Annotated in this window: 19 protein-coding genes; 4 read left to right on the forward strand and 15 right to left on the reverse strand. The window is 47.6% G+C overall.

The genetic code is table 11. From position 1 onward, the window contains the following. Nucleotides 1–15: 15 nt before the first annotated feature. From SD450_RS13895 to SD450_RS13910, 4 genes are all read right to left on the reverse strand, one after another. On the reverse strand, nucleotides 16–1,995 hold the full coding sequence (locus SD450_RS13895) for a protein-disulfide reductase DsbD family protein (protein ID WP_318345059.1): 1,980 nt from the start codon (nucleotides 1,993–1,995) through the stop codon (nucleotides 16–18). Continuing rightward, nucleotides 1,992–3,299, reverse strand: coding sequence for a tRNA lysidine(34) synthetase TilS (gene tilS / locus SD450_RS13900; protein WP_318345060.1), 1,308 nt, complete (start codon nucleotides 3,297–3,299; stop codon nucleotides 1,992–1,994). Before tilS ends, SD450_RS13895 begins: the two co-directional genes overlap by 4 nt. A gap of 416 nt (nucleotides 3,300–3,715) precedes the next feature. Beyond that, entirely contained in the window at nucleotides 3,716–4,999 is a 1,284-nt protein-coding gene (locus tag SD450_RS13905) for a chorismate-binding protein (protein ID WP_404828247.1), read from the reverse strand. Between the two features lie 6 nt (nucleotides 5,000–5,005). Next, nucleotides 5,006–5,539: an NADPH-dependent FMN reductase gene (locus SD450_RS13910; protein WP_318345062.1), complete on the reverse strand. Its 534-nt coding sequence runs from the start codon at nucleotides 5,537–5,539 to the stop codon at nucleotides 5,006–5,008. A gap of 130 nt (nucleotides 5,540–5,669) precedes the next feature. Here SD450_RS13910 and SD450_RS13915 point away from each other — a divergent pair, with 130 nt between their 5' ends. Continuing rightward, on the forward strand, nucleotides 5,670–6,866 hold the full coding sequence (locus SD450_RS13915; RefSeq protein ID WP_318345063.1) for an acyltransferase family protein: 1,197 nt from the start codon (nucleotides 5,670–5,672) through the stop codon (nucleotides 6,864–6,866). A gap of 65 nt (nucleotides 6,867–6,931) precedes the next feature. Here SD450_RS13915 and lpdA read toward each other — a convergent pair whose 3' ends face one another. From lpdA to SD450_RS13960, 9 genes are all read right to left on the reverse strand, one after another. Next, the gene (gene lpdA, locus SD450_RS13920; RefSeq protein WP_318345064.1) at nucleotides 6,932–8,335 is read right to left on the reverse strand and encodes a dihydrolipoyl dehydrogenase; all 1,404 of its coding nucleotides are present in this window, start codon (nucleotides 8,333–8,335) and stop codon (nucleotides 6,932–6,934) included. Between the two features lie 570 nt (nucleotides 8,336–8,905). Then, complete coding sequence (ribB, locus tag SD450_RS13925) at nucleotides 8,906–10,045, reverse strand: 3,4-dihydroxy-2-butanone-4-phosphate synthase (protein ID WP_318345078.1); 1,140 nt, start codon at nucleotides 10,043–10,045, stop codon at nucleotides 8,906–8,908. Next, nucleotides 10,045–11,556 (reverse strand): LptF/LptG family permease, encoded by a 1,512-nt coding sequence (locus SD450_RS13930; protein WP_318345065.1) that lies wholly within the window; start codon nucleotides 11,554–11,556, stop codon nucleotides 10,045–10,047. The genes ribB and SD450_RS13930 overlap by 1 nt, the downstream gene beginning before the upstream one ends. A 3-nt stretch (nucleotides 11,557–11,559) precedes the next feature. Continuing rightward, nucleotides 11,560–12,207, reverse strand: a complete 648-nt coding sequence (locus SD450_RS13935) for a LolA family protein (protein WP_318345066.1) — start codon at nucleotides 12,205–12,207, stop codon at nucleotides 11,560–11,562. 4 nt (nucleotides 12,208–12,211) lie between these two features. After that, nucleotides 12,212–14,593, reverse strand: coding sequence for a DNA translocase FtsK (locus SD450_RS13940; protein WP_318345067.1), 2,382 nt, complete (start codon nucleotides 14,591–14,593; stop codon nucleotides 12,212–12,214). Nucleotides 14,594–14,654: 61 nt separating this feature from the next. Beyond that, on the reverse strand, nucleotides 14,655–15,020 hold the full coding sequence (locus tag SD450_RS13945; RefSeq protein ID WP_318345068.1) for a diacylglycerol kinase: 366 nt from the start codon (nucleotides 15,018–15,020) through the stop codon (nucleotides 14,655–14,657). Next, complete coding sequence (gene tpx / locus SD450_RS13950; RefSeq protein WP_318345069.1) at nucleotides 15,013–15,519, reverse strand: thiol peroxidase; 507 nt, start codon at nucleotides 15,517–15,519, stop codon at nucleotides 15,013–15,015. The genes SD450_RS13945 and tpx overlap by 8 nt, the downstream gene beginning before the upstream one ends. A 116-nt stretch (nucleotides 15,520–15,635) precedes the next feature. Continuing rightward, nucleotides 15,636–17,114 (reverse strand): Na+/H+ antiporter NhaC, encoded by a 1,479-nt coding sequence (nhaC, locus tag SD450_RS13955; protein WP_318345070.1) that lies wholly within the window; start codon nucleotides 17,112–17,114, stop codon nucleotides 15,636–15,638. A 453-nt stretch (nucleotides 17,115–17,567) separates the two neighbouring features. Next, nucleotides 17,568–18,767 (reverse strand): aminotransferase class I/II-fold pyridoxal phosphate-dependent enzyme, encoded by a 1,200-nt coding sequence (locus tag SD450_RS13960; RefSeq protein ID WP_318345071.1) that lies wholly within the window; start codon nucleotides 18,765–18,767, stop codon nucleotides 17,568–17,570. A 149-nt stretch (nucleotides 18,768–18,916) separates the two neighbouring features. On the opposite strand from SD450_RS13960, the gene SD450_RS13965 reads away from it, so the two are divergent. Beyond that, nucleotides 18,917–19,378 (forward strand): Lrp/AsnC family transcriptional regulator, encoded by a 462-nt coding sequence (locus SD450_RS13965; RefSeq protein ID WP_318345072.1) that lies wholly within the window; start codon nucleotides 18,917–18,919, stop codon nucleotides 19,376–19,378. Nucleotides 19,379–19,628: 250 nt separating this feature from the next. Here SD450_RS13965 and SD450_RS13970 read toward each other — a convergent pair whose 3' ends face one another. Next, nucleotides 19,629–19,760, reverse strand: a complete 132-nt coding sequence (locus SD450_RS13970) for a hypothetical protein (protein WP_318345073.1) — start codon at nucleotides 19,758–19,760, stop codon at nucleotides 19,629–19,631. A gap of 32 nt (nucleotides 19,761–19,792) precedes the next feature. Here SD450_RS13970 and SD450_RS13975 point away from each other — a divergent pair, with 32 nt between their 5' ends. Continuing rightward, nucleotides 19,793–20,941: a BspA family leucine-rich repeat surface protein gene (locus SD450_RS13975; RefSeq protein WP_318345074.1), complete on the forward strand. Its 1,149-nt coding sequence runs from the start codon at nucleotides 19,793–19,795 to the stop codon at nucleotides 20,939–20,941. 117 nt (nucleotides 20,942–21,058) lie between these two features. On the opposite strand, the gene SD450_RS13980 is transcribed toward SD450_RS13975, so the two are convergent. Next, nucleotides 21,059–21,319 (reverse strand): hypothetical protein, encoded by a 261-nt coding sequence (locus SD450_RS13980; RefSeq protein WP_318345075.1) that lies wholly within the window; start codon nucleotides 21,317–21,319, stop codon nucleotides 21,059–21,061. Nucleotides 21,320–21,355: 36 nt separating this feature from the next. Between SD450_RS13980 and SD450_RS13985 the strand changes: the two genes are divergently transcribed. After that, nucleotides 21,356–23,064 (forward strand): BspA family leucine-rich repeat surface protein (locus tag SD450_RS13985; protein WP_318345076.1); only part of this gene is annotated, 1,709 nt, incomplete at its 3' end.

The raw sequence follows: 23,064 nt of genomic DNA on the forward strand, positions 1-23,064 counted from the left end.
AGAAGGACATACCAATTATTTCTCCATGGAGAGATGGTGCTTTTCCAAGCCCGACCTTAGCCATTCCCCATAGGTTTCCACATCCACATACTGGACAGCGTCGTTCAAAATTTCAAGATTGGGGGAAAGTAGCACGTAATAGGGTTGCGAGGCCGCATTGAAGTTGATGGTCTGGAAAGTCCCCCATTTTTGTCCCACGGTCTCAATGGCCTTTATCCGGCCGGAATCGTATCTGAAATCGAACCTTTCCTCTTCGGGAAGTTCCTTTCTGTCGTCCACGTAGAGGGAGATCAGCACATATTCATCCTTCAAAAGGGGGTAGATGCTACTGTGGCTCCATACATTTTCTTCCATCTTCCGGCAATTCACACAGGCCCATCCCGTGAAATCGAGCAAAATGGGTTTGTTCACGGCTTTGGCATGGGTCACACCTTCCTCAAAGTCCTTGAAACAATCCAGGCCAAGGGGGCAATCGCTTTCGGTTTCGACCACACTATAAAAATCCGGAGGCGGAAATCCACTCAACAGTTTCAAATGGGTCACTTGGAAAAGGCCCAATAGCAAGTACACCGAAAAGGCCAAACTCAATACCCCAAAGATTTTTCGGGTCGTGGTCAGTTTTTTCTTTGGTCCATCATGCGGAAAACGGAACAGCCCAAACAAATACAGGGTCATCAATACGAAGAGCACTATCCAGATGCCCACAAAAATCTCTCTTTTCAACAATCCCCAATTGCCCACCAAATCGGCATTGGAAAGGAACTTGAAGGCCAAGGCCAGCTCCAAAAAGCCCAAGACGACTTTCACGGTGGTCATCCATCCGCCCGATTTGGGCAAGGAGTTCAACCAGGCCGGGAACATGGCAAACAATGCAAATGGCAGGGCCAGGGCCAAACCAAAACCGACCATTCCCGCCGATAGGTTGGTCGCCACATTGCCCTCTGCCAAGGTAGTGCTTCCCAACAGTCCGCCCAAAATGGGACCGGTGCACGAAAAGGACACTATGGCCAAGGTCAGCGCCATGAAAAAGATGCCCAATCCCCCTCCCACTTTGGACGAAGCGGAGTCCATTTTATTGGCCCAAGAGCTGGGCAGGGTCAATTCGTAATAGCCAAAAAAGGAAAAGGCAAAAAAGACGAAAATGATGAAGAAGAACACATTGAGCCAAACATTGGTGGCAATGGTGTTCAGTATCTGCGAGTCCACCGAATTGAACAAATGGAAGGGCAAACTCAGCAAGAAGTAGATCAATACAATGAAAAATCCATAAAGAACGGCATTTCCGATACCCTTGGACTTGTTCTGTGACTGTTTGGTGAAAAAGGAGACCGTCAACGGGATCATGGGGAACACACATGGGGTCAACAAGGCGATGAGCCCACCCAAAAATCCAAGCCCAAAGACCATCCATAGGTTGGACTTACCTTCGGCGTCCACAGAACTTCCTTGGTTCAACAGATGCTTGTTCTTCAAATCCACCTTCAACGACTCACCCAAGGCCACACTGCGGCCATCCAATTCCTGGGTAGTTGCCACAAAGTCGCTTCCATCCAAAGAGATCTGGAAAAGATGGTCCAAGGGGATACAGACCTCCTTACAGATCTGATAAAACAGGTTCACCGAAATCTGGTTGACTTTTGGGTCGAGCAGTTTTATCTTTTGGGTGAAGATGGCTTCTTTCTTGAAAAAAGTCTCATCTACCTCAAAGATGTCGCTGTATTCGGTAATGGTCTCGCTCTCTTCGGTTTGGCCTACAAGTTCATAATCCTCCCCTGCTTTTTCAAAAGTGAATTCACTGGGCAGGGAACCTCCTTCGGCCGTGTATTGGGAATAGATGTGCCACCCATCCATGATCTTTGCCGTGAAGACGAGTTCGTATTCGGTGTCCGATATTTTGTTGACTTGATGGCTCCAAACGGCCGGATTGGCATCTGTTTGGGAAAACAGGGAAAGGTTGATCCAAAAAAGTCCTAAAAAAAGTAGTACTGCTCTCATGTAGCCCATGTAATCTTTACTATATGTCGGGTCGAATCCTCGACCTTGAAACGTTCGTCCGCTCTTTTGCCCACCACCCAGACAATATCGTTGTCCGAGCAAAGCAGCCATTGTTTTTCCTTGGACACCACATCCATCTTCTCGTCCTTGAAAAACTTGGACAGCTTTTTTCTTCCTTGCATACCAAAAGGATAAAAATAGTCGCCTTTTTCCCAATTTCTTAACACCAACGGGAAGTTTAACTTTTCCTTATCCATAAAAATGGTATTATGCCCTGATTTTTCAATGCTTTTAACGTTTTCCAGACTTAAATTGAGGGGCAAATCCGGCTGTTTTTCATCTTCAAAGATCAAGTATGATCTTTTCGGTCCGCTCTCCAATTCTGAAAGGATCAAATACTGCCTGTCCTTCACCAATCTGTGGGTCTTGGAAACCACTTCCTTGCCACTCATGGCCGTCAAAAGGTGGTTCACATCGTCCCATTCCGTGAAACCGTATTCCTTAAAAAGCGCATACACATAAGCCGCTGTGGGCTGTAAACGCTCCAACTCGCCAATATCGATTGTAATGTTTCCTGCATTTTCCACAAAAAGCTTTGCTTTGACCGTCTGGATATGGTTTTCCACCAAAGTATGGCTCTGGAGCAGATGGGATTGGGTCTGTATAAAATTTTGGAGAAACGTAGGGTGCAGCTCCTTCAGTTTGGGCAATACTTCGTGCCTTATCCTGTTCCGAAGGTATTTGTTGCTGGCATTGCTGCTGTCCTCCCGCCATTGGATTTGTTCAGACTGGGCATACTCCAACACTTCATCTTGTGAAAAAACAAGTAGGGGACGGATAATTTTTTCGTTCACTTCGGGAATCCCCAAAAGACCTTCGATGCCCGTGCCCCGGGACAGATTGATGAGAAAAGTCTCCAAGTTGTCATCGGCATGATGGGCCGTCACCAAAAAATCAAAGCCCTCTTTTTCCAAAACTTCTTGAAACCATTGATAGCGTAGGTCCCTTGCTGCCATTTGGATGGAACCCCGGTTGTTCTCCGCATACGCTTCCGTGTCGAATCGTTTCACCAAGACTTCCACACCCAATTTTTCCGCCAATCGGCGCACAAAATCCTCATCGCCATCACTTTCCGCACCTCGCAGCCCAAAGTTGCAATGGGCCAATGCCATGTCCAATCCCAATTTTTGGGACAAATGGGCCAGAACCACGCTGTCCACTCCCCCACTACAGGCCACCAACAAGCGCTTTCCCTTCAAGAAAGGTAAATCGAGGTCCAGATGCTTTTTGAACTTTTCCAGCATACCGCAAAAATACGATTCGTTGTTGAGTTATTGGATTATTCTGTTATGGGTTATTCAGTTACTGAGTTATTTAGTTATTGGAATTTGGTGTTTGATGCAGGAAGAACAAAGAACAAAGAGAGGAGACAACCATCCCTGTCATTCTGAAAACACGAAGTGTTTGAAGAATCTGACCCTGCAAGAGATTCTTCACGTTGCTCAGAATGACAAAGGTCACTGCAAACTGCCTACTGCAAACTGTTTACTGCCCACTGGAATTTGGCGACTGATGCTTGGATCTTCAATTTTTCGTAAAGATTCGTGATATTCGTGTCCACTCTATAAAAAACACCACTAAAGTCCCCTCAAGGGGACAGTTGTTCTTGTTCCTTGAAACTTGAATTTGAACTTAAACCTGAAACCCTAAACCTCTAACCTTAAACCTCTTCACCCAATACACTTCGCATGGCCCTAGCCTTCAGCAGGCATTCCTGATACTCCATTTCGGGGTCGGATTTTGCAGTGATGGCACTTCCCACGGAATACGAAACGAACCTGGTCTTTTCGTTGTACAAAATGCTCCGTATGACCACATTGAAATCGAAATTCCCCTTTGGGTCAAAATAACCCACTGCCCCACTGTACAGACCCCGTTTGGTCTCCTCCAAGGCTTCGATAATCTTCATAGCGGATATCTTCGGTGCACCGGTCATACTGCCCATTGGAAAGGTTTCCGTTATTAGGTCAACAGGATTAATATTTGGATTTACACTTGAAGTAACAGTTGAAATCATCTGGTGTACCTGTTTGTATCCATAAACTTTACAAAGTTCTTCAACCACAACACTTCCTTTGATGGCACTTTTGGACAAATCGTTCCGCACCAAATCTGTGATCATGATGTTCTCCGCCCTTTCCTTTTCATCTTGGGCCAGTCGTTCCCATATCCGTAGATCGTCAGCAGCATCCTTTCCCCGCGGGGCAGTACCCTTTATGGGTTGGGAAATCACTTTTTCGCCCTGTTTTCTCAAATACCGCTCTGGGGAGGCGCACATCAAATACCTTTCGCCCAAGCGCATATAGACCGCAAACGGGGGTTCGGATATGGAATTCAGCTTTTTATAGGTCTCCAAAGGAGCAATTTGTGCGTCTTGGGCATAAAACTCCTGACAAAAATTGGCCTCATAAATATCCCCGTGATGGATGTGCTCCAAAAAGCGGTTCGCTTTTTCAAAATAGGCATCTTTGTGGATACGCATCTTTATGGAAATGGGAGAAGTTTTGCTATTGATGGGTCCTTCCTCACCCATCAACGAGACAATCCCTTCAAAATCCTTTTCAATGTCATCCGCATCCAAATACAAAAACTGGAGTTGGTCCCCATCCAGAATGATGATTTTTTGGGGCTGGAAAAAATACAGGTCCGGGAACCCAATACCATCCTCATTATGGGAGGTCAAATCCTCCAACTGATTTTTCAGGTCGTATGAAAAATACCCGAAGAGCCAGTCGGATTGATGCTCGAAATGCTTCCTGAGCTCCTCCAAACCGTAAAATTCCCTAAATCTACCCACGGCCAGACAGGCTTCAAAGGAAGAATAGTTGCCCCGATGCCCATTGCTGTCCAACCACACCACGTCGGTGTAGTTTTTGGACCATTCCAAAAGGGCATTTTTACTTTGTAAAGGTGAAGTTGTCTGATAAGAACGCTGTGTCCGCAATGCCCATTATTTTAAGGAATCCAAAAAGGTTTGGAGTGCCTTTTGGTGTTCTGCTTTCAAGGATTCGTCCAAAATCCCGTCCTCGGAAAAAGTATCATGGAACGACGGCAGGGAAAACGTGGCGATGATTTCCGCCCCGAACCTTGGCAACATGTTCTGGATCACGCCCAAAGAGCCCATGCCCCCTCGTTTGCCTCCCGAAGTGGACATAAGGAGCACCTTTGTCCCTTCCAAGAATTTTCGGTCCAAGCGGGACAGCCAATCCAGAACATTCTTGAAGTAGGCCGATGGGTTGCCGTTATGCTCGTTCACGGAGAGTATGAGCCCATCCGCATTCCTAATATCTTCCTTGAACTCCACCAAAGCATTGGAATATCCATTTTGTTTTTCATCATCCTCACTGAAGATGGGAAAAGGATGGTTGGCCATGTTCAATACACGAACATCATGACCTTCTACCAAAGATGCGGTTAATTTTACAAGTTTGAAATTAATGGATGTTGAAGAATTGCTTCCGGCGAATGCCAAAATCGCTGCCATAGAAAAAAATCGTTGATTGTTTCGCTAAAATACCCCAATTGGGGCAGAGTTGTGAGTATTTTGTATAATTTTGGCGCGGAAAGCATCCAAAGTGCTTGCTAAACAAGTATATAGGAATAGATCAAACCGAATGACAGTTAAGACCAACAGGTTATTTTTTGTAGATGCCATGCGTGCGTGGGCCATATTGATGATGCTCCAAGGGCATTTTATCGATGGGCTTCTGGAACCTGCCTTCAGGGACCTCAACAATGGTGCTTTCCGTGTCTGGCTCTATTTTCGGGGGATCACCGCACCTGTTTTCTTTACGGTTTCTGGGTTCATTTTTACGTATTTGCTCATCCGGGTGCCCCAGAAAGGGATGGACAATCCAAGGGTATCCAAAGGCATTCGTCGCGGACTTCAACTCGTTTTTATTGGTTATCTGTTGCGTTCCAATCTTTTTGGACTCCTCAAAGGGGAGATTTATCCCTCTTTCTACTTTGTGGATGTCCTACACTGCATTGGGCTTTCCATTTTGGCCTTGATCGGGATCTATCTGTTGACCATCAACCGAAAAAAATATGTTTTCCCCTTGGTGCTGGTAGGCATCACTGTGGTCCTGTTCCTGTTTGAACCGCTTTACAAGCAGTGGTCATTTTCCTTTTTACCGGAATTCATCGCCAATTATTTTACCAAGGCTAATGGTTCTGTGTTTACCATCATTCCTTGGTTGGGATATGCCACCATCGGGGCTTTCATCTCCATTCTGTTCTTTAGGTTCAAGGATTTCAGATACCTCTACCCTGCGGCCATTGCCATTTCTTTGGGACTTGGTGCCGTTCTGTGCTACGCATTGTCGCCAACCTTCCTTGCCATTTACGAATGGACCGGAGTGGAACTTTTCAACTTGCTGCAGATCAACAACTACCTGTTCATCCGATTGGGCAATGTATTTGTGGTGTTTGCCGTGTTCATGCTGCTTCGGCGGTTCATCAACAACCGCACCATCCTGAACATTGGTTCCAGCACCCTTTCCATTTATGTGATCCACTACATGGTACTTTATGGCAGTTTGACGGGATTGGGCCTCTATCGGTTCTTCCACCATTCTTTGACCCCTTCCTTGGCCATACTCGGAGCGGTCCTCTTTATGTTCACCTGCACCTTTTTGGCACTGAAGTATAGCCGATACGAAGAGGATATCAAGTCCAGCATTGCTTGGGCCTGGGATACTGCGAAGAAACAAACGCTCGAAATCAAGGAAATTTCAGTTTCCATACTGAAAGAACTGTTGTCCAGGGCCGGGCTGGTGCTCAAAAGACTTTTCCGTACCGTAAAAGGGTAATCCCAATAAAAAAAGGCATTCCATCTTGATAGACCGAATGCCTTTTCCTCTTTATTTTCTTTTGACTAACTGTGTATTGCCCTGTTGTCCGTTGCGGCCAAGGCTGCTTCCTTGACAGCTTCGGCATACGTCGGGTGTGCGTGGCTCATTCGTGCAATGTCTTCGGCAGAAGCCCTAAATTCCATGGCGGTAACGGCTTCTGCGATCAAATCGGCACAACGTGCTCCCACCATGTGGACGCCCAACACCTCATCGGTCTTTTTGTCCGCCAAAATTTTCACAAATCCGTCCAGGTCCATGCTGGCACGTGAGCGACCCAATGCCCTCATCGGAAACTGGCCCACTTTATAGTCCACACCTTCTTCCTTCAACTGCTCTTCGGTCTTGCCCACAGCGGCCACTTCTGGCCAGGTATAGACCACCCCGGGAATCAGGTCGTAGTTGATGTGCGGTTTTTGTCCGGCCAAGAGTTCGGCCACCAAAACGCCTTCTTCTTCGGCCTTGTGTGCCAACATGGCCCCTTTGATGACATCCCCGATTGCGTAGATGTTGGAGACGTTGGTCTGTAGGTGGTCGTTCACCGCTACCCTACCCCTGTCATCCAATTTCACGCCGGCCGCATCCAGGTTCAATCCATCGGTATAGGGCCTACGTCCCACACAGACCAAGCAGTAATCGCCGGTCAACACCACTTCCTCTCCTTTTTTGTCGTCCGCTTTCACGATGACTTCTTTTCCTTTGCGCTCCACCGCTTTCACTTTGTGGGACAGGTTGAATGACATCTTTTGCTTTTTTAGCACTTTCATCAATTCTTTGGAAAGGGCGGCATCCATCGTAGGGATAATGCGGTCCATATATTCCACAACGGTCACTTCGGAACCAAGACGTTTATACACCTGGCCCAATTCCAGACCGATGACCCCTCCCCCGATAACGATCAGGTGTTTGGGGATTTCTTTCAGTTTGAGCGCTTCGGTGGACGTGATGATACGTTCTTTGTCCAGTTGGATGAACGGCAAAGTGGAAGGTTTGGATCCCGTGGCAATGATGATGTTCTTTGCCTCGATGGTCTCTGTTTTTCCTTCTTTTTCAATAGTGATGTGGGTAGCATCCTTGAAACTTCCGAGTCCATGGTAGACATCTATCTTGTTCTTGCCCATCAAAAACTCGATGCCTTTGGTGTTCTGTTCCACGACATCCTCTTTACGGGCGATCATCTGCTTTAGGTTCACCTTCACTTCGCCAGGAATATCGATTCCGTGCTCGGCAAAGTGCTTTATGGCGTCCTCGTAGTGGTGCGATGAGTCCAAAAGGGCCTTGGAGGGAATACAGCCCACATTGAGGCAGGTGCCTCCCAAGGTGTCGTACTTTTCGATGATTGCGGTTTTCATTCCCAATTGGGCGCATCTAATCGCTGCCACATAGCCTCCGGGGCCCGAGCCAATGACAGCTACATCATATTGATTCATATTTTATGGTTTGTAAGGATAATCCGTTCTTCAAAAAACAGTTGTAAAAATACGAATGTTTTTTCGTTGGAACGTCGGGATGGTGAAAGTTTCGGGTTTGAGGATGAAAGGTGAATGGTCAAGGGGTAAAGGGTAAAGGAAAACCAATTTACAATAATAAATGACCAATAACAGAATAAGCAAAACAAAGTTCAAGTTTCAAGTTCAAGGTCAGACAGTAAACAATAGGCAATGACGAATGACCTAGTAACAGAATAACCTGAAACCAAAAACCTGAAATTCCAAATTCCAATAATCCAATAATCCAATGACTCAGTTTGCAGTAGGCAGTTTACAGCGGTCAATAACCCAATAACAGAATAACCCAAGTCTATCCTCTATCGTCTATGTTCTTTCGTCTATTTTGACACGAATGTCACGAATTATTCGAATCAATGTTCGGATTAAAGACGTCAGATATCAGAAGCTAGACTTCATATGATCGAAGAGTCCAAATGATCAGTAATCAGCAGTCTTTTTTCTTTTCTCTTGGTTCTTTTGTCCACCAGACAAAATAGCGTTAGGCCAAGATTAATAATTCACATACTCCACAATCTCAAGACCGTATCCCACCATTCCCACGCGACGGGTCTGTCCGGAATTGCTCAATAAGCGAATCTTGGAAATGTTGAGGTCGTGCAGAATTTGGGCGCCAATGCCAAAGTCCTTGGTGTCCATATCAATCTTGGGTGCCTTGTGGATACCTTGGGCCTGTAGCTTTTTCAATTCCGACAGACGGCTCAAGAGATTGGTGGACTGGTTGCCCTGATTGATAAAGATCATAGCGCTCTTTTCCTCGGCATTGAGTACATCGAACATCCGTTGCAGCGTTTCATCCGGATTGTTGGTCAAGGTGCCGAGCATATCATTGTTCACCAAAGTGGAATTGATTCGGGTAAGAACGGGTTCGCCGGATTTCCAACTTCCCTTCACCAAGGCGATATGCACTTGGTCGTTCGTGGTCTGTTGGTACGCACGTAACCTGAAATCGCCAAATCGGGTCTTTATGTCAAAAGCTTCCTTGAGTTCTATCAAACTGTCGTGCTCCATCCGATAGGCAATCAGGTCTTCGATGGAAACAATCTTCAGATCAAATTTTTTGGCCACTTCCATAAGCTCGGGCAAGCGGGCCATGCTGCCATCCTCGTTCATGATTTCCACAATGACCCCTGCAGGCTCCAATCCGGCCAATCGGGCAAAATCTATGGCGGCCTCGGTATGTCCCGTACGTCGCAAGACCCCGCCTTCCTTGGCAATCAGGGGGAAAATATGCCCCGGCCTTGCCAGTTCATGGGGTTTTGTGGAAGGGTCTGTCAGCGCCAAAACGGTTTTGGCCCTATCCGCAGCGGAGATTCCGGTCGTGACACCATTGCCTCTCAGGTCCACGGAAACGGTAAAAGCGGTTTCCAAAGGGTCGGAGTTGTGGGTCACCATCTTGTGAAGTCCGAGTTCCTTACATCTTCCTTCGGTGAGGGGTGCACAGATGAGGCCCCGGCCATGGGTTGCCATAAAATTAATCATCTCAGGGGTGATCAACTCTGCTGCTGCCAAAAAATCGCCCTCGTTCTCCCGGTTTTCATCATCCACTACAATAATGACCTTGCCCTGACGGATGTCCTCAATGGCTTCTTCTATGGCGTGCAGTTGTATTTTTTTGTCCTTGGCGACCATCATTCTTCAGAATCTTTTTTCTTCTTTTTAAATATCGATTTTATACGGTCAAAAATATGACCAAACCCAAACAGTCCTTTGTCGGCCGTGGCCCTTTTGGTGAGCGAAACGCCCAAGGGCAACATGATCAAGGTGGAAAGCCAGGCCCCAATTGCTGGGTGTATGTTGCCTTCCTTGGCATAGTTCCCCGCAAATACCCCTATAAAATAATAGGCCAAAAATAAGATAATGGCGATGACCATGGGCAATCCGAGCCCTCCTTTTCTGATGATGGCGCCCAACGGAGCACCTACAAAGAAAAGGATGATACAGGAAAGTGCGAGTGCATATTTTTGGTGGAGCGACAGGATATGGCTGTTGTAGAACTTGTATCTGCTCTGCAGTTCATCTTTTTTGGCCGTCACTGTGCTCATGATGCCCGAAACGGAATTCTTGGCATTCTTCACCACCTGTAGCCGTTGCCATTCCTCAAGATGGTCCAATAGGCCGTCTATGTTCTTGATGGAATCCTTTTGGATCTTTTTCTTCTTCTGTTCTTCTGTCTGGACGAGTTCCAGTTTTGGGTTTTCTGCCTTTTGGAGATTTTTTTTGGGAAGTACGGGAAAGGCCCCCATACGGTTGACGATGTTCTTTGAGAAGGCTTCCACCTTTTCAAGATTGTTTTCGCGAAGGGAGTCGATATCCTTGATCAATCGGCTCACATTCTTCATCTTGTTGGTGGTGATGTTCTGGTCTTCCTCCATATCCTGATCGTTCAGTTCGGAGATGTCAATATTGATGGTGTAGGTCTTGAAGTCCGCTTTGGCAAAGGGTTTTTTGCGCTGCTCCTTCGGGTCCTTGGAAGCCAGTTCCTCGTAATAATTGCCATCTTTCAACACCAATTGGATGATGTCGGATTCCTCGCTACTGATGAGTTCGCCGGATTTGGCCTTGATGACCGTGTTGTTGATGTTCTGGTCCGTTTTTCTATGGATGATCACATTGTCCAAAAATCGATCTTGTTCCCCATATTTCTTGTCCACCTTGATGTTCATGCCCTCCCCAGTGCCTTCAAAATCACTGAAAACCCCTTCAGTGATGGCCGCTGCCGGTTTGACCTTGGCAATGTTCCTCCTTAGGTTGAACATTTTCTGTTCGGATTTGGGGATCACATTGTTCGCAAAGAAAAAGGTTACCACGCCCAAAAAGAGCACAAAAACAATAAGACTGCGCATGCCACGCTGCAATGAAATACCGGAAGCCTTCATGGCCGCGAACTCATAATTTTCGGCAAAGGTGCCGAAAGTGAGGATGGACGAAAGCAATACGGTCAAGGGAAGTACCTTGTCAATCAACGTAGGGATAAAATAAAAAATGAACTTGGCAATGATGACAATGCCAAGCCCTTTTCCTGCCAAATCATCGATGAAAAGCCATATTCCCTGAAAAATGAATATGACGATCAGGATGAAGAAGGAACTGAAAAAATTGTATAGAAACCTTTTTAATATATACTGGTCTAGTATTTTCAATGCCTAGTTTCTTGTGATATAATACCCTTTGTCCTCGTATTTTTTCTCGTTAAAGGTAAACATAGCCCCCGAAATGGGTTGGTCGGTTTTGAAAGAATTAACGGTAATGGTGGTCTTTGTGCCGTTGTTCCCCGTTTGTATGAGCTTGTAGATGTGCTTGGTCTGCGTGTCGATGCCCAACAATATCGATTTGACCTCGGTATTGGAATCGATGGGGGTCAATTTCACATATTGGATTTTTCGGCCGCCCACATTCTGTTGGATGTCCCATTGGTAGTTGTGCCCCGTTTTGTAGAAGGTGAGCATTTTTGATGGGCTCACATTGTCGTCCTCCTCGTTCACGTCTTCAATGGTGACTTCCTCGTTCTCGGGAACGATGGTATATACCTTTTTGCCATCATAGAGCTGTTGCGCACCCAGATAGTTCAAAACGTATTTTTCACCACTCAGGGTAACGTTGCCATTGGTCTCCTGTTTCAGGTCGGCCTCTGTATTTTCAATGGTGGATTGAAAATCGATATAGATGTTCTTGTAGGACTTCACCTTGTTATAGACTTCGTCCAAAAGTGCCTTGGCTTTATCGGAACCCTGTCCGTATGAAAAAACTGCCGAGGCAAAAAGTGCGATAAAAAGAATATGTTTCTTGATCATGGTCTTATTTTGATTCATTTTCTAAAAATTGTTCCAAAGAATAAATGTCCGGGATCAACACTTGCCGTGCCTTGCTGCCTTCGAAGGGGCCCACAATTCCGGCGGCCTCCAATTGATCGATGATCCTTCCGGCCCTGTTGTATCCCAATTTTAATTTCCGTTGGATAAGGGAGGCAGATCCTTGCTGTGCCGTCACGATCACTTCTGCGGCCTCACGGAACATATCATCCCTTTCCGAAATATCATAATCAATACCTGTGCCAGAATCTTCACCGACATACTCGGGAAGCAAATGGGCCTCGGGGTAGGCGCGCTGGGAACCGATATACTCTGTGATCTTGCCCACCTCGGGCGTATCCACAAAGGCGCATTGCAAACGGGTGACATCGTTTCCTTGTGTGTAAAGCATGTCCCCACGACCGATAAGCTGGTCGGCACCTTGGGCGTCCAAAATGGTACGGGAATCTATTTTTGAGGTCACACGGAAAGCGATCCTGGCCGGGAAGTTGGCCTTGATGATACCCGTGATCACGTTCACCGAAGGTCTTTGAGTGGCAATGATCAAGTGGATGCCAATGGCTCGTGCCAACTGTGCCAATCTGGCAATGGGCGTTTCCACTTCCTTGCCCGCTGTCATGATAAGATCGGCAAACTCATCGATCACCAAAACGATATAGGGCAAAAACTTATGCCCATCATTGGGGTTGAGCTTTCGCGCCTTGAACTTTACATTATATTCCTTGATGTTCCGCACCATGGCCGTTTTCAACAGTTCGTAACGGTTGTCCATTTCAATGCAGAGCGAGTTCAGCGTATTGATGACCTTGGTGTTGTCCGTGATGATGGCCTCGTCCGAGTCGGGCAGTTTGGCCAAAAAGTGGCGCTCAATTTTGTTGTAGAGGGTAAGCTCCACTTTTTTGGGATCCACAAAGATGAACTTCACCTCGGCCGGGTGCTTTTTATAGAGCAGGGAGGTGATCACGGCGTTCAACCCGACGGATTTTCCCTGACCCGTGGCACCTGCCATGAGCAAGTGGGGCATTTTGGCAAGGTCCACCACAAAGGTTTCATTGCTGATGGTCTTCCCGAAGGCGATGGGCAGCTCCATTTCCGCTTTCTGGAACTTGTTGGAGGCGATGACCGACCTCATAGAGACCACCGTGGCCTTTTTGTTGGGCACTTCGATACCCACCGTTCCCTTGCCGGGTATGGGAGCGATGATACGAATACCCAGTGCCGCCAAGGAAAGCGCAATATCGTCCTCTAGGTTTTTGATCTTGGAAATACGGATGCCCGCTTCGGGCACTATCTCATAAAGTGTTACCGTTGGGCCGATGGTGGCCTTGATCTGCGCAATGCCGATCTTGTAGTTTTTCAGGGTGCTGACAATGCGGTTCTTGTTCTCTTCCAGTTCTTCCTGGTTGATGGTGATGCCCCCGGATGCTCCATGGTCATCCAGCAGTTCCATGGGAGGGAACTTATAGTTCCCGAGTTCCAATTTCGGGTCGAACTCCCCAAAATCCTTCACCAATTTGGCCGCTTTCACCTCGGTTTCCTCTTCCACAGGGGTTTCTTCTACGGTCAGGTCAATATCGGATTCTTCCTCTTCCGGAAGGTTGACATCGAGTCCTGCCTCACTTTGTAGTGGCGGAATGTCTTTTTTATGGGTATAGGTATCCACTTTTTCCGGTGCAGGGTCGTCCATCTTCAATTCGATACCACCATCTTCATGCTCTATATAATCCTCTTTATCTGCGCTTGGGGTCGTTTCTTGAAAATCGGATTTGATTTTTTCCCTTTGGGAACGGAAGAAATTGGCAAAGCCTTCCGGAGTAAAGTTGAACAGGCGTACCAGGATCACCATCAACACAAACAGCAATATCAGGAACACTCCAATTTTACCTGTATAATCCTGAAGGAAATCGTTCATCTCAAACCCGATGAGTCCGCCCAAAAGGGGAAAGTTGGCAGCGAAGAAGCCCAACGCCACGGACATCCAAATGACGCCCGTGAGGCCCCACACCCATTTCCCGATAAGCCCCTTGGCCTCCAGCCCCAAAAAGAGGTAGAGTCCTGTTACGGCCAGCAGTAAAGGAAAAGCGAAGGATGCCAGCCCAAATCCTTGGTACATGAAAAAATGGCTCACACTGGCCCCAAACTTGTTCAGCAGGTTGCTGGCCTCAGCGTTCCGGTTCGCGAATTCGGACAGCATGCTCTGGTCTTCCTGCCATGTAAAATAGAACGACATGAAGGAGAAGAAGAGCGCAATGCTGAGAACGATCAAAAGACTGCCGAGAATGATCTTGTTCTGCTTGGAGGGCCTAAGCGAAAACTTCTTCTTGGCAGTGGTAGGTTTCGATTTTGATGTGGTCCTTTTCTTTGCCATCAATGATGTTTAATTCGGGGCTAAGTTACAAATTTACGTGCTCCAACAGTCCTTATACGTTTTATAGCAGCTTGGGAACATAGATAATGAGTCCGATAATGCTGGCAATGACGGACACGATCATCACGGCCCCTGCCGAAATATCTTTGATCAGACCAATTTTCGGGTCCCTTTGGGGCTGGATGTAGTCCGATAGCTTTTCGATGGCGGTGTTGACTCCCTCTACCCCCATGACCATCCCAATGGACAGTAACTGTACCATCCATTCGGTACTGGAGATTTCAAAGAAAAAGCCAGCGGCCGTCATCAAAAGTGCGATAAAAAACTGGATCTTGATGCTGGCCTCCGTCCTCAAGAGCAGGAACATGCCTTTTAGGGCATAGCCCACACTACGGATCCTGTTCTTCAAGAAAGATTCCCTAGGCATCCATCAATGCTTCAAGCGCAGCTTTGTAGTTGGGTTCGTCCACTGTTTCGGAAACCTGTTCGGAGTAGGTCACCTTGCCATTTTCGTCCAATACCACAACGGATCGGGACAACAGGCCTTGCAATGGGCCATCTGTAAACTCAACTTTGTATGCTTTTCCAAAATTACCGTCCCTGAAATCGGAAAGGGTCTCCACCTTGTCTATACCTTCGGCTCCACAGAAACGGGCCTGGGCAAAAGGAAGGTCTTTGGAGATGCACAAAATTTTGGTGTTGTCCAATTCTGCGGCCTCTTGGTTGAACTGACGGACCGACTGTGCGCAGGTTCCGGTGTCCACACTGGGAAAAATATTGAGTACCACCTTTTGTCCTTTGTAGTCCGAAAGGGATACGGTGGAAAGGTCGTTCTTTACCAACTTAAAGTCAGGGGCTTGGGAACCATTTTCAGGAAGGTTGCCAAGGGTGTGTATTTGATTTCCTTTGAGGGTGACTGTTGCCATGATCTATTTTTTGTTTGAGGGTCAAAAATACTCAAAAAAAACCTTCTTTTCGGGAGGCTGTACCATGTTGTTGATAAAAATGATGCCTATTGAAAAACGGCTGTTTTGAGGCAAATCTATTCGGTCAATTGCTTGATCTTGATCTTGAAAGCGACGAACAGCAAGGTCATGAAGGGGCTTAGCCAGTTGAAGATGGCATAAAAGAAGTATTCCCCCACCCCCACACCTAGGACTCCACTGTGATAGGCGCCGCACGTGTTCCAGGGCACCAATACCGAGGTGACCGTTCCGGAATCCTCCAGGGAACGGCTCAGGTTCTCTGGGGCCAATCCACGTTCGGCATAGGCCTTTGAGAACATTTTTCCAGGGACCACAATGGCCAAATACTGGTCGGAAGCGGTGATGTTCAGTGCCAAACAACTGCCCACGGTGCTTGCAAAGAGACCAAAGGTGGTCTTGGCCAGTTTGAGAAGCGATTCCGTAATGCGTTCCAACGCTCCAATGCCGTCCATGATGCCCCCGAAGACCATGGCGCAGACAATGAGCCAAATGGTGCCCAGCATGCCCGACATTCCGCCCGAGGAGAAAAGATCGTTCAAGGCAGGGTCACTTGTGGCTATTTCGGTATCCACGGTAATTGCATTCAAAATGCCCTTGTAAGCAGACTCGAAGGTCAAACTGGTACCACCACCAAGGGTAGCCACAATGTCCGGCTGGAAAATAAGGGCAAACAGTCCGCCCAACAATGTTCCGACAAGTAGGGCCATCAAAGGTGGTGCTTTCTTCACGATCAAGAGGATAACGACCAAAGGGACCAAAAAGAGCCACCCATTGATATTAAAGGTAGCACTGATATTCGTTAAGATGGAACTGGTGTCCGCATCACCCGATGTGTCAATGGTAAAGCCCATGATGATGAATACCACAAGGGTGATGATGATGGTCGGGGTCGTGGTCAGGGCCATGTACCTGATGTGGGAGAACAGGTCACCGCCCGCCATGGCCGGGGCCAGATTGGTGGTGTCGCTCAAGGGGGACATTTTATCCCCGAAATAGGCGCCCGAAAGCACCGCTCCCGCGGTCATGCCCAGCGAAATGCCCAAGGCATCGCCGATACCGATGAGCGCAATGCCCACAGTAGCCGAAGTGGTCCAGCTACTCCCCGTCGCCACGGAAATGATGGCGCATATGATCACGCAGGCCGCCAAAAATATGGTAGGGTTCAGGATCTGTAGTCCGTAATAGATCATGGCGGGAATGATACCGCTCACGAGCCACGTGCCCGAAAGGGCACCCACCATAAGAAGGATGAGCAATGCTCCTGTGGTGGAACGGACATTTTCCGCCACCTCGTCGATCATTTGATCATAGGAAACCTTATTAAAAAAACCAACGATGGCCGCTACCGCTCCGCCCATCAACAAAATAAATTGATTGGAACCGCTCAGCGCATCGTCCCCAAATACAAAGACGTTGTAGGCCAACATCGCCACAAGGGCAAAAACAGGGATCAGTGCTTGGAAAATGGTGAGGTTTTTGTCCTCTACAATGTGTTCGTCTTCCCTGTACTTTGGTTTTTCCTCTTTGTTTGGCATATGGTCTGGGTTTGTTAAAGGGTAATATTACGATTTTGAACCCTGTTCTCCAAAAACATAATTTTTCCGTTCAGTCAGAAATCTGCTAAAAAGTATAAGTGCAAGTTTCAAGTGCAAGGAATGAGCATATTTTCGGGATGCGGGTTTCGGGTTCCAAGTTTTGGGTTTCAGGTTACGGATGTTTCAATTTGCAGCAGCCTTTGTCATTCTGAACGAAGTGAAGAATCCAGTTTGCAATGAACAATAATCAACACAGGGACAACCAAAGTCTATGCTCTATCGTCTATTTTGACACGAATTTCACGAATAGGCACGAATCACTTCGGACCTCCGACTTCGGACTTCCGACCAAATCCCAGACCTGAAACCACAAACCTGAAACCACAAACCTGAAACGGAAACAAGCAGAAAAACCCAGTCTATTCTCTATGGTCTATTCTCTAATCTCTCATCTCAGATAATCCCCAATTGCTCCATACAGTCCCGCATGGACAGATAGGTTTTGTGAATGTCGTTGTCCAGACCAATGGAGAATCGGATGAGTCCTTGTGACAGCCCCAGCGCTTCCTGCTCTTCCAAAGGAATCTCTGAGGAAGTGGATGTGCCCGAGGCACTGAATAAGGTTTTGTAGAACCCCAGACTTACGGCCAAATAGCCCAACTTTTTCTCTTGCATGAGTTCCATCAAGGCGTTGGCCTGGTCCACGGAGCCCACATCCAACGTCAGCATGCCGCCAAATCCGTACTCATGGTTCATCTGTGCCTTCATGAGTTGGTGTCCGGGGTGGCTCTCCAAGCCGGGATACACCACTTTGAGGCCGTCCTTTTCAAACTTTTCAGCCAAATAATGGGCATTTTCACTGTGCTTTTTGATGCGGATGTGCAACGTGCGCATATTTTTAAGGATAGAGGCTGCTCGCAGACTGTCCAGCGTACTGCCCAAGAGCATGCCCGCGCCATTGTTCACATCTTTCAACCCAAGACAAAAATCGGTGGTGGCGCAGACGGCACCTGCCACACAATCGCTGGTCCCGTTGATGAACTTCGTGAGACTGTGCACCACAATGTCCGCACCCAATTGGGCCGCATTGATGGTCAATGGGGAAAACGTATTGTCCACCACTAGGGGCATAGTGTTCTTTTGGGCGATTTTGGACAGTGAAGGGATGTCGGCAATTTCCAACAGCGGATTGCTGACGGCCTCGCAATAGACCATCTTGGTTTTCGGGGTGATGGATTTCTCCACCGTATCCAAATCCGTAATGTCCACAAAGGACACTGAGATGTTGAATTTCTTCACGAAGTTTTTCAGGAATGCGTAGGTGCCGCCATAGATGGTCCGGCTACAGACGATATGGTCGCCTGCATCGCAAAGTTGAAGGATGACAGCTGTGATGGCGCCCATTCCACTGGCATAGACATTGGCGGATTCCGTTCCTTCCAACTGGGCCATGGCTTCCCCCAAATAGAGGTTGGACGGGGAAGAGTGACGGCTGTAGAGATAGCATCCTTCCGTGTTTCCCTCAAAGGTATCGAACATGGTCTTTGCCGACAGAAAAGTATAGGTGGAAGAATCTGATATGGAAGGATTTACCCCTCCGAATTCACCAAAATATTGAAGGCCTTGAATGTGCTCCGCTGCTTTATAGTCCATAATATGATTTTTTGTAAAACTAATCGAATATAGTCTCAAAATCAATATACATGTTGATATATAGAATAAAGTACATTTAAAGTAATATATTTTGGATTTTAGTTCTATTTTTATCCATCTCAAAAGCATTGAACCGAAAAATAATCAGCATGGAATTGGATTTGATGGACCAACAATTGGTAAAACTGTTACAGGAAGACTGCAAGAAGACCACAAAACACTATGCGGACATTCTCCAACTTTCCAAAACTGCGGTCTATGAGCGTATCCGTCGATTGGAACGCACGGGCGTGATCACCCAATATGTGGCCTTGGTGGACAAAAAGAAACTGCAAAAGGACTTTACGGTGCTTTGCCACATCCGTTTGGTGCAGCACACCAAGGACAATGTGCTGCGGTTTGAACGAGAAGTGCTGAAACTGGAGGAAGTCTCGGAATGTTTCCACGTCGGGGGCGATTATGACTACATCCTAAAAATCAATGTGGCGGACATGAAAAGCTATCGGGAGTTCATGCTCACCAAACTCACCACTATCAATAATATAGGAAATACCCAAAGTTCGTTCGTAATCAGTGAGGTAAAAAACACCCCATCGGTGCATATCGGTTGATTTCAGGGTCGGGTTATTGGATTCTCAGTTGTTTGATGATAGAGGTCAGGAGTCAGAAGCTCGAAGTTTGAAGTAATTTGCCAGTTCCTGTCTGAAAGGACGTAAGAAAATAGACAAATGATAAAAGACGTCCGCATGTCATTCTGAAAACACGAAATGTTTGAAGAATTTCAACCTGTAAAAGGATTCTTCGCTTCGCTCAGAACGACAAAGGTTTCCGCCAACTTCAAACTGTTTACTGCCACCTGGATCATTGGAATTTTGAATTTGGCGCTTGAAATTTGCACTTGAACTTTTTCTCCGTCAATTCAAAACGTGCATCCGTCAATCCAAACCCATCATCCGTCAGATCGTCGTCATCAATTTGATGAAAACTGCTCACCTTGCCATAGTTTTCAACTAAAAAATCATGTTATGAAAAAAGCAACGAAGAGTTTTGGAACAATACTTATGACGCTTGTCCTTGTTTGGTCCTGTAGCAAGGATGACGGTCCCGCTCCCCCTTCCGATGAAGTGAACGGGGCCCCTGTGATGGCCGCACAGGAGTTCACGGCAAAAGAGGACATAGCCGACACCAAGGTGATCGGCACCGTAAAGGCGACCGATCCCGATGGGGACAAACTGGCCTTCACCCTTAAGGCGGACAATGACGGCCTATTTGAGATAAGTGCCGCCGGGGAGCTTTCGCTGGCAGCAGGCAAGGCACTGGACTTCGAGAACAAGGCGCAGCACACCATCACCGTGGAAGTGGGCGACGGTGAAAAGACAGCCACCGCCACTGTCACCATCAAGGTCACCAACGTGAGCGATAGCCTGGCAGAAGACCCTACCTCCTTCATCACCACCTGGAAGACCACTGTTGCCAACGAGGAAATCTATATTATGACGTCTGAGGGACAGACCTACAACTACACCATCGACTGGGGCGATGGCACCGTGGAGCAAATTACCAACAATGGCAAAAAGATCCATGCCTATAGCACTCCGGGCACCCATACCATGGCCATCAAAGGGGAGTTGCCCTGGGTCGTGTTCGCTACCGATCTGGACGACCCAAACGCCCTCAAGCTGCTATCCGTAGAGCAATGGGGCAGCAACCAGTGGAAGAGCATGAACAGTACCTTCGCCCTTTGTTCAAATATGGTCCTCAATGCCACGGACATACCAGATCTCTCCCAAGTATCCGATATGGGCCTCATGTTCTATGGCGCAACTTCCTTCAATGGGGACATCAGTGGGTGGGACACCTCCAACGTGGCCGATATGACACATGTGTTTTCGGGAGCCACGGCATTTGACCAGAATCTCGGAAACTGGGACATTTCCAATGTAACAAACATGAACAATATGTTGGACAACAGTGGCATGTCCGTAACCAACTTAAGGGACACCCTGGTGGGATGGAATGCCTTCGTTACAGAGAACGGAGGCCCTAAGGATGTAGTCCTGGGCATCGAGGGGCTTGTACTCTGTTCAGAATCCATAATTGCAGCAAACAATTTGGCTGCCAGCCATGGCTGGACATTCGAGGGGACATATACTGGTCAGGTGAATTGTGAATGAGAAACAGATCAATGAAATAAACCACCGGGAGGCCCTTGGGTCTTTCGGTGGTTTTTTTGTTGAGTTATGGGGTTATTAGTCTCTTCCGTAAACTGATTATTGGATTGTCGATGCCTGTCATTCTGAAAACACTCCGTGTTTGAAGAATCTCAACGAAAAAGGATTCTTCGCTTCGCTCAGAATGACAAAGATCACTGAAAACTGCATACTGCGTTCTGAAACACCCAAAACTTGGAACCCAAAACCCACTGTCCCACCTCCCTTTGAACTTGAAACCAGAAACCCGAAACTTTTCCCCATCAACCCAAACACCACATCCGTCAACCCAAACGGGGCATCCGTCAGATCGTGCCCAAAACATTTCCACGATCTCCCCATCTTGCCATATTATCCATTTTTAAAAAGAAAACTGTTATGGAAAACACCATGAAAAAATTAGGTGCTGTCATCCTCGCCATGGCCCTCCTATGGGCCTGCAGTAAGGACGATGGCCCTACTCCAACACCCGAACCCGAACCAATGAACAGTGCCCCGGTAATCGCGGCACAGGAATTCACCGCCGGGGAGGACATCTCGGACACCTCCGTGATCGGCACGGTAACGGCCACCGATTCCGATGGGGACGAACTGGCCTTCATCCTAAAGGCGGACCCTGACGGCCTCTTTGAGATAAGTGCCACAGGGGAACTTTCGCTAGCGGATGAAAAGGCACTGGATTTCGAGAGCAAGGTACAGCACAGCATCACCGTGGAAGTGGGCGATGGCGAAAAGACGGCCACGGCCACCGTGACCATAAAGGTCACCAATGCGATCGAGAGCCTGGCGGAGGACCCCGCCTCCTTTGTCACCACTTGGATGACCACCGTTGCCAATGAAGAGGTTGTCATCGGAACAAACGATGCCTATACCTACGACTATACCATCGACTGGGGCGATGGCACCGTGGAGCAGATTGCCAACAGTGACCCTCCCTCCCATGTCTATGCCAATGCGGGCACCCATACCGTGGCCATCAAGGGACAGTTTCCCTCCATCTATTCTTATGATGAGATGGGTGAAAAGACCACATCTTCGCTCCTTATGTCCATAGAGCAATGGGGTACCGCACAATGGATGAGTATGGAAAGTGCCTTTTACGACTGTCAAAAAATGGTGTACAATGCCACGGACGTACCCGACCTTTCACAGGTGACCAATATGTATGGGATGTTCAGTGGGGCCGGTTCATTTAATGGGGACCTTAGTGATTGGGACACCTCCAACGTGACCGATATGAGGTCGATGTTCTATGGGGCCGGTTCATTTAATGGGGATATCAGTGGATGGGACACGGCCAACGTGACCGACATGTCCTATATGTTCTACCAAGCCACTTCCTTTAATGGGGACATTAGCAATTGGGACACCTCCAACGTGACCAATATGCAAAGTATGTTCTATAATACTTCCTTCAACGGGGACATCAGTGGCTGGGACACTTCCAACGTGACCATTATGAAGGGGATGTTCTATGGGGCCACGGCCTTCAATGGGGATATTGGCAATTGGGACACGGCCAACGTGACCGATATGTCCTTTATGCTGTATGATGCCACTTCCTTTAACGGGAACATTAGCAATTGGGACACGGCCAAGGTGACGGATATGTCCTATATGTTCTACCTAGCCACTTCCTTTAATGGGGACCTCAGTGGATGGGATACATCCAACGTGACCGATATGCAAAGTATGTTCTCCCGTGCCACTTCCTTCAACGGGGACCTCAGTGATTGGGACACCTCCAACGTGACCAATATGCAGACTATGTTCTACGAGGCCACTGCCTTCAACGGTCAAATCAGCGGATGGGACACCTCCAACGTGACCAATATGTATGCTATGTTTTATGGGGCCATAGCCTTCAACAGAATTCTGAGCAACTGGGACATTTCCAGTGTCCAGACCATGGGTAGTATGTTGGACAACAGCGGCATGTCCGCCCTTAACTTCTCCAATACCCTGATCGGATGGGCCAACTTGGCGGTCCAGCCCAATGTGGCGCTTGGAGCTGCCGGGGTGAACATCTGCGAGAACGGCGGCGGCTTCGCTGCCTATGCGGCCCTCAGCGGTGCACCCAACAACTG

Origin of the sequence: Flagellimonas baculiformis (assembly GCF_033441575.1) — a bacterium.
Lineage (GTDB): Bacteria > Bacteroidota > Bacteroidia > Flavobacteriales > Flavobacteriaceae > Flagellimonas > Flagellimonas baculiformis.

What these genes read in the sequence shown, in the direction of transcription:
- SD450_RS13895 (WP_318345059.1), bottom strand. Translation starts at nt 1,995, where the DNA reads ATGAGAGCAGTACTACTTTTTTTAGGACTTTTTTGGATCAACCTTTCC.
- tilS (WP_318345060.1), bottom strand. Translation starts at nt 3,299, where the DNA reads ATGCTGGAAAAGTTCAAAAAGCATCTGGACCTCGATTTACCTTTCTTG.
- SD450_RS13910 (WP_318345062.1), bottom strand. Translation starts at nt 5,539, where the DNA reads ATGGCAGCGATTTTGGCATTCGCCGGAAGCAATTCTTCAACATCCATT.
- SD450_RS13915 (WP_318345063.1), top strand. Translation starts at nt 5,670, where the DNA reads ATGACAGTTAAGACCAACAGGTTATTTTTTGTAGATGCCATGCGTGCG.
- lpdA (WP_318345064.1), bottom strand. Translation starts at nt 8,335, where the DNA reads ATGAATCAATATGATGTAGCTGTCATTGGCTCGGGCCCCGGAGGCTAT.
- ribB (WP_318345078.1), bottom strand. Translation starts at nt 10,045, where the DNA reads ATGGTCGCCAAGGACAAAAAAATACAACTGCACGCCATAGAAGAAGCC.
- SD450_RS13935 (WP_318345066.1), bottom strand. Translation starts at nt 12,207, where the DNA reads ATGATCAAGAAACATATTCTTTTTATCGCACTTTTTGCCTCGGCAGTT.
- SD450_RS13940 (WP_318345067.1), bottom strand. Translation starts at nt 14,593, where the DNA reads ATGGCAAAGAAAAGGACCACATCAAAATCGAAACCTACCACTGCCAAG.
- SD450_RS13945 (WP_318345068.1), bottom strand. Translation starts at nt 15,020, where the DNA reads ATGCCTAGGGAATCTTTCTTGAAGAACAGGATCCGTAGTGTGGGCTAT.
- tpx (WP_318345069.1), bottom strand. Translation starts at nt 15,519, where the DNA reads ATGGCAACAGTCACCCTCAAAGGAAATCAAATACACACCCTTGGCAAC.
- nhaC (WP_318345070.1), bottom strand. Translation starts at nt 17,114, where the DNA reads ATGCCAAACAAAGAGGAAAAACCAAAGTACAGGGAAGACGAACACATT.
- SD450_RS13960 (WP_318345071.1), bottom strand. Translation starts at nt 18,767, where the DNA reads ATGGACTATAAAGCAGCGGAGCACATTCAAGGCCTTCAATATTTTGGT.
- SD450_RS13965 (WP_318345072.1), top strand. Translation starts at nt 18,917, where the DNA reads ATGGAATTGGATTTGATGGACCAACAATTGGTAAAACTGTTACAGGAA.
- SD450_RS13975 (WP_318345074.1), top strand. Translation starts at nt 19,793, where the DNA reads ATGAAAAAAGCAACGAAGAGTTTTGGAACAATACTTATGACGCTTGTC.
- SD450_RS13980 (WP_318345075.1), bottom strand. Translation starts at nt 21,319, where the DNA reads ATGGGGAGATCGTGGAAATGTTTTGGGCACGATCTGACGGATGCCCCG.